This is a genomic window from Microcoleus sp. Pol12B3, assembly GCF_036701355.1.
GTDB lineage: Bacteria > Cyanobacteriota > Cyanobacteriia > Cyanobacteriales > Microcoleaceae > Microcoleus.
This window is the reverse complement of sequence record NZ_JAUBQS010000061.1, coordinates 25,952-38,736: the sequence shown is the minus strand read 5'-3', so window position 1 is coordinate 38,736 and position 12,785 is coordinate 25,952. Positions and strand designations below refer to the sequence as shown.

The 12,785-nt window shown below is 46.1% G+C and carries 3 protein-coding genes and 1 pseudogene; 3 read left to right on the top strand and 1 reads right to left on the bottom strand.

Annotated features, from left to right (window positions below):
* The 3 genes and pseudogenes from QUA53_RS23645 to QUA53_RS23635 all read left to right on the top strand — a co-directional run.
* Window positions 1–306, top strand: a pseudogene (locus QUA53_RS23645) (photosystem II D2 protein (photosystem q(a) protein)); the annotation flags it as partial.
* A gap of 156 nt (window positions 307–462) precedes the next feature.
* Window positions 463–1,842 (top strand): photosystem II reaction center protein CP43, encoded by a 1,380-nt coding sequence (gene psbC / locus QUA53_RS23640; RefSeq protein WP_333039523.1) that lies wholly within the window; start codon window positions 463–465, stop codon window positions 1,840–1,842.
* Window positions 1,843–2,398: 556 nt separating this feature from the next.
* A complete protein-coding gene (locus QUA53_RS23635; RefSeq protein ID WP_333100115.1) occupies window positions 2,399–6,259 on the top strand; it encodes a GAF domain-containing protein in 3,861 nt (1,286 codons plus the stop codon).
* 321 nt (window positions 6,260–6,580) lie between these two features.
* Here the strand turns inward: QUA53_RS23635 and QUA53_RS23630 are convergent, their stop codons facing one another.
* Window positions 6,581–12,595, bottom strand: coding sequence for a response regulator (locus tag QUA53_RS23630; protein WP_333100114.1), 6,015 nt, complete (start codon window positions 12,593–12,595; stop codon window positions 6,581–6,583).
* Between the last annotated feature and the right edge of the window lie 190 nt (window positions 12,596–12,785).

Sequence of the window (12,785 nt, the reverse complement as noted above, 5' to 3'; positions counted from 1 at the left end):
TTTTGGTCGCAAATCTTCGGAATTGCCTTCTCCAACAAACGCTGGTTGCACTTCTTCATGCTGTTCGTACCTGTCACGGGCTTGTGGATGAGTTCCATTGGCATCGTCGGTTTAGCATTAAACCTGCGCGCCTATGACTTCGTATCACAAGAATTGCGCGCTGCTGAAGATCCTGAGTTTGAAACGTTCTACACTAAGAACATTCTGCTTAACGAAGGCATTCGTGCTTGGATGGCTCCGACAGACCAACCCCACGAAAACTTCATCTTCCCTGAAGAAGTTCTGCCTCGCGGTAACGCACTTTAAAAAAATCAGGATTTGGATTTCAGATTAATTTAATATTTTTAACTTAATCTGAAATCCAAATCCCTACTCCCTGGCGCAGGCGCGGTGATACCGTGCCCTACTAGGGAACAAAAAAACCCAAAATCCAAAATCTAAAATCGTTGGAGGTTCTACCGGGTGGTAACGCTCTCTAATTCCTACGCAAGCGGTCGCGACCAAGAATCCTCCGGGTTCGCTTGGTGGTCTGGCAACGCTCGTTTGATCAATCTCTCCGGCAAACTGCTGGGCGCACACGTCGCTCACGCTGGCTTGATCGTGTTCTGGGCCGGTGCAATGACTTTGTTTGAAGTCGCTCACTTTATCCCAGAAAAGCCCATGTACGAACAGGGCTTAATCTTGATGCCCCACATCGCGACTTTGGGTTGGGGCGTCGGCCCCGGCGGTGAAGTTACGGATATCTTCCCGTTCTTCGTAGTCGGCGTTCTTCACTTGATTTCATCTGCTGTTCTCGGTTTGGGCGGCATTTATCACGCCGTTCGCGGCCCAGAAGTTCTCGAAGAATACTCTTCGTTCTTCGGCTACGACTGGAAAGATAAGAACCAGATGACGAATATCATCGGCTACCACCTGATTCTGTTGGGATGCGGCGCTCTGCTGCTGGTAGCTAAGGCTATGTTCTTCGGCGGTGTCTATGACACTTGGGCTCCGGGCGGCGGCGACGTGCGTATTATCACGAACCCCACTCTGAACCCGGCTGTGATTTTTGGCTACTTGGTTCGCTCTCCTTTTGGTGGCGAAGGCTGGATTGTCAGCGTCAACAACATGGAAGACATCATCGGCGGTCACATCTGGCTCGGCCTGATTTGTATCGCTGGCGGTGTTTGGCACATTTTGACCAAGCCTTTCGGCTGGGCTCGCCGCGCCTTAATCTGGTCTGGCGAAGCTTACCTGTCTTACAGCTTGGGCGCTTTGTCCCTGATGGGCTTCATCGCTTGCTGCTTTGTCTGGTTCAACAACACTGCTTACCCCAGCGAATTCTACGGTCCGACAGGCCCGGAAGCTTCTCAAGCGCAAGCTTTGACCTTCCTGATCCGCGACCAACGCTTGGGTGCTAACGTCGGTTCTGCACAAGGCCCCACCGGTCTGGGTAAATACCTGATGCGCTCTCCTACTGGCGAAATCATTTTCGGCGGTGAAACGATGCGTTTCTGGGATTTCCAAGGCCCTTGGTTGGAACCCTTGCGCGGTACTAACGGTTTGGACTTGAACAAAATCAAGAATGACATTCAGCCTTGGCAAGCTCGCCGCGCGGCTGAGTACATGACTCACGCTCCTTTGGGTTCTTTGAACTCTGTGGGCGGTGTGGCGACTGAAGTTAACTCGTTTAACTTCACTTCTCCTCGTTCTTGGCTGTCCTGTTTCCACTTTGTGATGGGTTTCTTCTTCTTGGTCGGCCACTTGTGGCACGCTGGTCGCGCTCGCGCGGCTGTCGCTGGCTTTGAGAAGGGTATCGATCGCGAAAATGAAGCGGTACTTTCTATGCCAGACTTAGACTAATCGATCGAATTTATTTCTGATTTGACTGTCTAGTTGAAAAAGGCTCCTGCTTAACGCAGGAGCTTTTTTTGATCGGATGATAATATCTGAAAAAGCAGCGGATTGTCGATCGACAGTTCTCCGAGCCCCTTAGCAGCAGATACAATCCTATACGTAGAAAACCGGTTTGTGAGTTAACCTGTTGAATTCAATGCTGTTTTTTTCCGTCAGCTCGTTCCTCAGCGAGCTTTTGCATCCAGGACGGACATATTTCGGTGCTACCTTCATCGGTGGCGGTGAATGACTCTACAAGTCTTGAACATTGACAATTTTAATCCGTTGGGGTACAGAGCTTGCAAGGCAGACTCTACAAAGTTTATATTTAAAGTACAAAAGTTTTAATCCCACACAATTAAAAGTGGTAATTTGAAGGCAGATCGCTACAGGTGCACAACTAATCGACCATTGCCCTCAGGATATTTATATTTTATTAAATGGCTGTGCTTGCCGATTTTTTTAACAAGCACAAAACTTTTGGGTCGCTTACTGTTATTGCTAGGAAAGCAAAAGATTAATAATGGACTCATTAAAGATCGAAAATGTCAAGGTGAGGTTCGATCGAGCAAATTTGCTCGAACGCATCGCCAACCGCATTCGCCGCTCTCTAGAACTCCCCGAAATTCTGAGCGCAACAGCAGCGGAAGTTCAATCCTTTTTGGGAACAGACAGAGTAAAAATCTACAAATTTCATAGCGACGGTAGCGGTGAAGTGATTGCCGAATCAATTAACGGCAACCGCTTGCCCTCCCTATTGGGCCTCCATTTTCCAGCAGACGATATTCCCCCTCACGCCCGCGAACTGTTCGCGCAAGTACAGGTGCGATCGATCGTCGATATAGATTCCGGGCAGCTAGGCCAAAGTCCGCGCCGCGAGGCGGTTTCGGGCGAACTGCTGCCCGACGACGAAATGCGCTTTCGTGCGGTTGACCCCTGCCATGCTGAATACTTGACTGCACTAGGGGTCAAGGCTTGCTTGGTAGTACCAATTTTTCACGGCGAAGAATTCTGGGGGTTGTTGGTATCTCACCACTCCGAGTCCCGGAGTGTGGCAGAAAACGAACTCCAAGGCGTTCAGATGGTGGCAGATCAGCTCGGCGTCGCCATAGCCCAATCAACCCTCCTCGCCCGAGCGAGGGCGAAAGCTCAACGGGAAGCTGCCGTCAACCGCGTCGCCGCAGCCCTTCACTACCAGCCGGCGATTGAACTCCAAACAGCTTTGGTAGAATCGGTAGCAGCACTAGACGCCGCCGGCGGCAGGCTGTGTATTTTCGCCACGCCATTCATTTCCGAAAGCAGCAAGGTTACGAATCTAGTTCGCTATTCGGATAACTCGAATCGAGAACTCACAGTCTACACTTGTGGCTCAGGGCCGAAGATGGGAATTTCCGCAAAATACCCGCAGGTTGAGCAATACAGCGTCTGGCACGAATATTTTAAATCCGGCGAGCAACAGGTTTGGGTAATTCCCGACTTGTACCAAATTAGCAGTTTGAGAAGCCTGCAACCTGCATTTCGATCGACCAAAATTCGCAGTATTTTAATCGTACCGCTCAAAACCCGCCAGCAAATATTCGGTTACTTGAGCATTTTTCGAGAAGAATTTGACACCGAAACTCTCTGGGCTCGACAGTTTGATAGCGACGGGAGGCTCGCCCAATCTCGGATATCTTTTGAAGCGTGGAAAGAGTCAAAAACTGCCCAAATTCGCGAATGGAAAATAGAAGAAATTGAATTGGTTCAAATTTTGTGTACCCACTTTTCTAATGCTATTAACCACTACCAACTCGATCAACAAATAGAAGAACTTAACACAAATTTAGAAAATCAAGTTCAAAAGCGCACCGCTCAACTACAGCAGTTGACCCAACAGCAGCGAGTGCTGTTTGAAGTGGTCGCAAAAATGCGGAAATCCCTCGAATTGAACAAGATTTTTAGTACGATGTGCCAGGAAGTGCGGCAGGCTCTAAATGCCGATAGAGTGGCAGTTTACCACTTCGTTTCCGCATCAGAATTTAACGATGGTGAATTCGTTTCCGAAGATGTTTTGCCAGCTTTTGTGTCAGCAATGGCAGTCAAAGTACACGATCGCTGCTTTGGAGAAAAGTATGCCAATCTCTACTCTCAGGGACGAGTTCACACAATGTCCGACATTAGACAAGCCGGACTGCAAGATTGCTATGAGCAACTATTAGAGCAATTTCAGGTCAAAGCTAGTTTAGTTGCACCGGTGATGAAAGGCAAAGACCTTTGGGGCTTGCTGTGCGTACACCAATGTTCGGCTCCCCGCAACTGGGAATCTTCCGAAATTAAGTTTGCTACCCAAATTTCCGTTCAGCTCAGCATCGCTTTAGAACAAGCAGATTTGCTCGCTCAAACTCAGCAGCAAGCAGTTGAGTTGCAGCGGGCAGCAGAGCAGGAAAGAATACTGTTTGAAGTAGTTGCTAAGATTCGACAATCTCTCGATTTAGATACAATTTTTAGCACAACAACTACAGAATTGCGGCGAATTTTAAATGCAGATAGAGTTGGAATTTATCGTTTCTATATAAGTTCAAAGCTTAATGAAGGGGAATTTATTACCGAAGATGTTTTGCCAGATTTTCCTTCAGCAATGGCTGTGAAAGTTCGCGATACTTTTTTTGGAGAGAACTATGCAAATAAATACAGCCAGGGACGCATTCAAGTGCTGCCTGATATCGCAAGTGCGGGACTCTCGGACTGCCACGCTGCTCTTTTAGCTCAATTTCAAATAACAGCTCAAGTGATTATACCACTGATGAATGGCAGCGAACTTTGGGGTTTGCTGTGCGTGCACCAGTGCGGCATTTCCCGCAATTGGAACAGTTCGGAAATTCAGTTTGCTACGCAAGTAGGAGCTCAATTGAGCGTAGCATTAGAACAAGCAGATTTGCTTGCTAAGACGCGGCAGCAAACTATCGATTTGCAGTGGGCAGCCGAGCAACAGCGGATACTGTTTGAAGTGGTAGCCAAGATTCGAGAATCTCTCGATATCAACGCAATTTTTAAGACTGCAACCCAAGAAGTTTGTCAGTTTATGCAAGTTGATAGAATTGCGGTCTATCAATTTTATCCTGATTGGAGTGGCCATTATGTGGCAGAGTTTGTGAAAGATGGCTGGATAAAATTAGTAGGGGAAGGTATCAGTACGGTTTGGCAAGATACTTATTTGCAGGAAAACCGAGGCGGTAGATATGTCAATAATGAAACTCTAGCTGTTGACGATATTTATCAAGTTTGCCACTCGGAATGTGTTGTCGGTATTTTAGAGAAATTTCAGGTGAAGTCTTATGCGATCGCGCCGATTTTTGTAGGACAAGAACTTTGGGGTTTGCTGACAGCGTATCAACATTCTGGACCCCGCTGTTGGGAAAGTTCAGAAGTTAACTTTTTAGCTCAGATTGCCAATCAGTTAGGTGTAGCTATTCAACAAGCCGATTTGTTGGCTCAAACCAGACGCCAAGCAGAACAAATCGCTCAAAGTTTAAAGGATTTGCAGCACACTCAAGCTCAATTGATTCAAACTGAAAAAATGTCTGGCTTGGGGCAACTGGTAGCCGGGATTGCTCACGAAATTAACAATCCGGTTAATTTTATTTACGGTAATCTCAATCACGCTAGTGAATATACTGCTAGCTTACTGAGTTTGCTGGAACTTTACCAGCAACAATATCCCGATTCTAGTGCTGAAATAGACAAATTGAGTGAAGATATTGACTTGGATTTTCTGCTAAAAGATTTGCCCAAATTGCTATTGTCAATGAAGGTGGGAGCCGATCGCATCCGTCAAATAGTTCTCTCGTTAAGGAATTTCTCTCGTCTTGACGAAAGTCAAACGAAGGCTGTTGATATTCACGAGGGCATTGACAGCACACTGTTAATTTTACAGCACAGGCTGAAATCTAATACGGACAGTGCAAACATTGTGCTACTGAAAGAATACGGCATTTTGCCTGTAGTTGAGTGTTATGCAGGACAGTTGAATCAGGTATTTATGAATGTAATTGGCAATGCAATCGATGCTTTAGAATCGCACAAGTTTCTCGTCGGTCAATCTGTAATTCCTCAAATTAAAATCTCTACTGCTGTCGGTCAACTTAATGATACTGTTCCTAGCGCGGTGATTCGGATTTCTGACAACGGCCCGGGAATTGCGGAATCTATGAGAAAACGCATATTTGACCCTTTTTTTACCACTAAGTCGGTGGGGAAAGGTACAGGATTGGGACTGTCAATTAGTTACCAAATTGTGGTAGACAAACACGGCGGCGTTTTAAAATGCAATTCGGAACTGGGGAAGGGTACTGAGTTTGTGATCGAGATTCCACTTCGACAGCAGCCAGCAGTCATTACTCATTAGTCATTATTGTAAAATCTTGCCAACAGTCAACAATCACAGAGGCTGCAACCAGAATAGATATAATTAATCTGCGTTTATCTGTGTTTATCTGCCCTCATCTGCGGTGAAAAAAAGAGAATTTATGAACTGCAGATGACAAGGGACAAGGCACTGAGGCTGATCCGTGCATATGAAAAGAAGGGATATATGAATAATTCCGATGCTAACAGAAGATGTGGAATCAGGCTCGATCGTGGGTATGCGATCGCATAGCCGCCTTGCGGCATCGCGTCTGACAGTTGCCTAAGTCCTGATGCCAAAAGAGGCCTATTTAAGGGACTTTCATAGATTACTTTCGCTCTTTTGTAGTTCTTGTTGGAGAGTATTCTTGACACGATCGTACTCACCCTCGATTTGAGCCAATAGGGTTGAGGCTCGATCGAGTTCACCAGAGGTACTCATGACTTCTAACCTGCCACAAAGCTGGGCCAGAGGAGCCGCGCTTAGGTTCGCACTACTGCCTTTGAGGGTATGAGCGGCTCGCTTTAGGGCTTGGGTATCCCCTTGGGCGATCGCTAATTTCATAGCTTGTAGCAACTTGAGAGATTCCTCCAAGTAGCAGTTCGCCAGCAAGCTCACAATCTTGGTTGAATCTTCATCGATGCTGCTACAGAAGGCTTGCAGTTCTGCAAGGTTAACCGCTGGCATATCAATTTCTGGCTTGTTGCTATCTGATTCATCTTTTTGGGCCTGCTGCGGTTGCGGGTTGGGTGGACACTGACTCAGCGCTTGGATGAGAGCCTCTAATCGAATTGGTTTACTGATATAGTCATTCATGCCGGCATCCCGACAAAGCTCGCGATCGCCCTGCATGGCATTCGCCGTCATGGCAATAATTCGGGGACGAGCATGAGCCGGCCACTCCTCACCTATACGGCGGGTGGCTTCTAGCCCATCCATCTCTGGCATTTGTACATCCATCAGCACTACATCATAAGGCTGGCGATGCAGGGCTTCCAAGACTTCTAATCCATTGGCAGCAACATCGGCCCGGTATCCCAAACGCTCTAACAGCAGCAGTGCCACCTTCTGATTCACCAGATGATCCTCTGCTAACAGAATTCGCAGCGGGAGTCTCTGACCCAATTTAATATCATCCTCAACAGAGCTAGGGGGTCGCTGTTGAACTTTTGTCGGTTGAGCTTGTAGTGCCTGAGTCAGCACTTCATAAAGCTGGGATTGTTTGATGGGTTTGCTTAAACAAGCCGCAAAATGGGTCGAGAGTGCTGAAGAACTCCCTTCTGGTTTGCCCATTGAAGTCAGCATCACCAGTGGTAAACGGTGGCACTTAGGAAGCTGATGGATTTCTGATGCGAGTGTCAAGCCGTCCATCTTTGGCATTTGCATATCTAAAATAGCGACATCAAATGTTTCTCCACTCTGAAGCCAGTTGAGCGCTTCCACAGCCGATTGGGCAGCGCGAATCTCCATCCCCCAAGTCTGGGCTTGCAGCGTCAGAATTTGTCGGTTAGTCGGCTGGTCATCTACGATTAATAAACGCTTGCTAGATAGTTCTGGTAGCATTTCAATCGGTTCCGCTAACTCACTAGCAACAGCGGGTGCGACAATCGTGAAGTAGAAGGTAGAACCCATTGTGATTCGATGAGGCTCAGCGGCTTGCCATTTTGGGGAAGGGGTTCCTCCGACCTGACCTCGGGTTTGAACCCACATCATGCCGTTCATCATTTCACTAAGTCGCTTACTAATCGCCAGACCTAAACCTGTCCCTCCATACTGCCGAGTCGTCGAAGCATCTACTTGACTAAAAGATTTGAATAGTCGATCGAGCCGGTCTGTTGGAATGCCAATGCCCGTGTCTTGAATGGCAAACTGAATTTCATACAAGCTTTCGGGCAAGTTCCCTGGCTCAGAAATCGTTTTGTCAGAATCAACTATAGAGGCTTCCACGGAAATGGTAACTTCCCCAGTTTCAGTAAACTTAATCGCATTATTAAGCAAGTTAACTATAATCTGACGCAGACGGGTGACATCACCCAAAATCAACTTAGGAGTCTGAGGCTGGATCAGGTAGCCCAACTCAATCCCCTTCTCATCTGCTTTAACTGCAAGTTGGTCGATCGCACCTTCTATGCAATCTCTCAAGCTCAAGGGATGCTTTTCTAGTTCCAGCTTGCCCGACTCAATTTTGGAGAAGTCAAGGATGTCGTTGATGATGCTCAGGAGAGTATCCCCACTATTGCGAATCGTCTCGATAAAATCTCGCTGTTGAGCTTTGAGTTCTGTATCTAGCAGCAGTCCCGTCATGCCAATAACCGCATTCATGGGAGTGCGAATTTCATGGCTCATCATCGCCAGAAACTCACTTTTGGCTCGGTTCGCAGCTTCTGCTTCCCGTCTAGTTTGCTCCACGGCAAAGTTTTTCAGAGTTAATTCTTCTCGTTGTCGAGTTTCTTGCTCTAGTAATTTGGCTTGAGCGAGAGCAATTCCTACTTGAGTCGCGACGGATTCTAGCAACTCCACTTGATCGGGAGTCCAACGACAGTAGCGATCGCACTGGTGCAAACAAATGGCACCATTCGCTTCTCCTTGGTAAGAAGTTCGCACTGCTAACATCGATCTTAATTTGAGACTGGTACAAATTGAATGAGTACAGGCGAGCAATAAATCGCAGTAGACATCCGGAGAGGCGATGGCTTCATCTTGAGCCATCAACTGTTTTGTATAAGCAGGACTCACAGCCAGAATGTCCCGATCCTCGCTGGAGTCTGAGCCGGGTGCTAGATACTCTGCAACGACAGGAAACTGAGGCTGTGGATTGTCCTGGTATGTGCGAATTAAGCAGCGACTGACCCCAAAAGCTTGCCCAATCTGAACAGCAGCCGTTTCAAATATCTGCTGAGCATTGAGGCTTTGACGAATTTCTTGGGTAATTTGCTTCAGCAGTAAGGCTTTTTCCAATTGTCGTTGTAGTGCTTCTTCTGCTTGCTTGCGATCGCTAATATCCTTCATGAAGCAGTGGTGCCCCACAAACACATTTTGCTCGTCATAAGCAGAGACCATCACCAGTTGTTTATAGAACATCGTGCCATTTTTTCGCATCCCCTTGGCTTCGACTTCGACTCTGCCTTCTCTCAACATCTGCTGATAAACAGCCGCCATCTTCTCAATATCTTCAGGATGAACGGTTCTCGGCCATTCCATCCCTAGCATTTCCTCTGGCCGATATCCGCAGATGGCTGCATAAGTTTCGTTAACGAAGATATAGGCTCCTTGAGGGTCTAGCCTAGAAATGCCTGCCACGGCATTTTGTAGCGCTGCACTCATTTGTTGCAGTTCCGCTTCGGCGCGTTTGCGATCGCTAATTTCAATCAGAATGCAACCCACTCCTACAGGCTGCTCTGCATCCTTGAAAATGGGGAAATGAGAAGTTAGCCAGTAGCGTTTGGCACCAGTTTGACTGGTTACTTCTGAACTCATTTCCAAGCTGATGGAAGGTTTTCCTGTCGTTAAAACCTGTTGTAACAGTGCATTTACACTAGGAGCAAATTCTCCCAAAATTTCATCGGTTGTCTTACCTAAATGAGCCTCCACAGAGTGGTCATTAATTTCAGCTAGTGCCTCATTGATTTGTAAAAATCGAAACTGCCGATCGTATATACACAGCCCCACCCCTGCTAGGGAAGATCCTTTAAAGAAAGCATTCAATAATTGCTCTCTGGCTTGAATTTCCTGCTCTAACTGTTTGCGGTTGGTAATATCGCTGTGAGAACCAGTCATACGGACAACTCTGCCCGCTTCATCCGAAAGCGCTTGCCCTCGAGCCAAAATCCATTTGTAGCTCCCATCCTTGCAAAGCACTCGATGTTCTGTAATATAAAACGGGGTTGTGCGCTGAAAGTGATCTTGAATGGCTTGCATCACCCATCCGATATCGTCGGGATGAACTCGTTTACTCCATTCCTCTAACTGATTGGGGATTTCATGATCCTGGTAGCCCAACATCTCTTTCCAGCGAGCCGAGAAAAATACTTCATTGGTGTGGACGTTCCAATCCCATACCCCATCATTACTACCATGTAGGGCGAGTTGCCATCGCTCTTCACTGGCTTGCAGAGCGACTTCTGCTTGATGCCGTTCGATTTCACTACCAATCCACTGAGCCATCAGCTTCAGCAATTCCACATGGGCCGATTTAAAGCTGTCTACACGGGGAGATTTACTAGAAAAGCTGAGGGTACTGTAGACTTTGCCTGCCACTAAAACTCGTGTTCCAATATAGGCTTCCATGTCAAGGGCAATATAGGCAGGATGGTAACGCCATTTTGAGGTGCCTATATGTTCGATGGTTAGGGGTTCATTTGTGTCTAAAGCTTCACAGCACAAAGTTTGCTTAATATCAAAGACATCACCTGGTTTCAGGACTCGATCGGGCGATCGTGCAACCATCACCTCATAAAGATTATCTTGCACGATCGCCAATATGCCACATTCAAGCCGAAAGGTCTGACATCCCATGTCAATTAGCGCTTGGATGCGCTGCTCAAAATTGAGATTTTGGCTAGCAGTGACTTCATATAAAGCTCGTATTGCCGCCTCTCTTGTTCTTAGTTCAGCTTCGGCTTGTTTACGTCTCTTAATTTCAGCTTTCAGAGAGCGATTGATTTTGGATAATCTTTGCGTTCGTTCTTGAACCCGCTGTTCTAATGTAGCGTTGACGTGTTTAATCTCCCTAAATTTTTGATTTAGCGCGATCGCCATCAATTGAAAATTGCTAGCAAGCTCATTGATTTCAGTCACCGAACTATGTTTCCATTCAAATGTTTTTTCTGAAAGCTTGTTCGGTAAGTCAGTAGTCGCAAGAGCTAAAAAGGATAACGGCTTTACCAGTCGTTCGCTAACCACCGTTGCAAACAAAAATGCCAACATTGTGATGACGAGAAGAATAATCAGATCTATCCTGTAGCGATTTTGTAAATTTTCTACATAGGGAGCTGCTGGAATTTCTAAGCGTAATCTCCAGTTCAGCTCAGGGGAAATCATAAATTCCTGTATATATAGAGAGTTTTTCCAACGGATCATCGGATAGTTGCCCTTGCTAGGAACCCACTGCTGCAAGGTTCCCTCTAAGGTGCGAGTGCTGCCGTGCTTTGACTCTTGAACACTGGTCAACAGCTTTTCGTCGGATTGATTACTAGCAATAACTTGGTTGTTTTGATCGAGCAATGTAATGCGTAGTTCCTGATTGTTTTTCGGAAAAAAGTATAGATATTTGATCTGGCTCACTGCTAATGAACCATGGATCAGCCCAGTAAAATCACCTTCTATTTGCAGTGGCACATTCAACCCGACATGAGGTTCGTCGATTAATATATCTTTGTGGATAGGAGTAATCCAAGGTTTCAACGGCTCTTGAGCCAGAGTAATTAAAGATTTATGTTCAGTAATTTGTTCTATCAACCGCCGAGGGGTTTGATTTAAAGGAGAAGATGCAGCTAAAACTTTTCCCGATGCATCGGCAACATAAATTTTGTCAAAATCTGGAAACAACTCCTCGATCATGCTAATATTTTTTTGTAGTTGTTCGGATGATTGAATCGCTTGATTTACAGCACTTGCGCCTTCTGGAACGAGCGATTTTTCAGCTAATGTATTCAAAGCTAATAGATGTTGCTCCTGCCATCTAGATACAGCACTACTGAGATTAGTCCCGTTTATTTTTAACTCAGTTCGCACAGTCGTCTGAATTTGAGCGACCCAGTATCTACCATCAAGAACTAATAGCAGCAGTGCTGGAAGAAAAACAAAAGCAACCAACAGATGAAAAATAGTTTGTTGTAAAGAGAGGGCATGGAGATGCTTTGAATGCCTAACCCACCGATGAATCGGCGCATAAGAAATGATTAAGCTGGCAACTAAGGCATTAAAAATGCCGTTAACTGCTTGTTTGCACATAACTAGCACGACTTGAGCTGCCTCCATGTGCAGCATTTGACGGTAGAAAAGCCAAACGAGAGGCATTCCAATTAAAAACCAGTAAATCCCATCAAATAAAAGGAGGTTCGGATGTTGGCGCTTGCAAAGAAACCCTACAAATAGAGCCTCAATTACAAAAATAATTGTGGCGTATGGATGATTCCAAAGGACATAAGTATAGCTGCTTGCTATGAGACTAGCCAAGCCTCCCCAGCCGCAGCCGAAGTAGTAAGTAATAATCAGTATTGCAATACTACCAAAGAGGAAATCAACCCCAAAAAAGAGAGACAAATTGAAATAGTTGCCCAGAAAACCAGCACCCGTGAGAAGGGCGATCGCACCAAACCATCTTTGATCACGCACTGAGCTAGCCCCTCCCATAAACTTCTAGAATCTGTACTTGCTGAAGATAAATTAATTTTGATAAACAATCATCGTAGACACACTCTCGTTCTATCCTTCACAGTTTCCATGAATGTCGCACAACCGATTATTTAGGCTTTAATATTGAATAATAAAATCAAGGCTTACTCATGCAGGGCTTGATATTGAT

Excerpts from the sequence above, each read along its gene's own strand:
- QUA53_RS23635 (WP_333100115.1), top strand. The coding sequence starts at position 2,399 with ATGGACTCATTAAAGATCGAAAATGTCAAGGTGAGGTTCGATCGAGCA.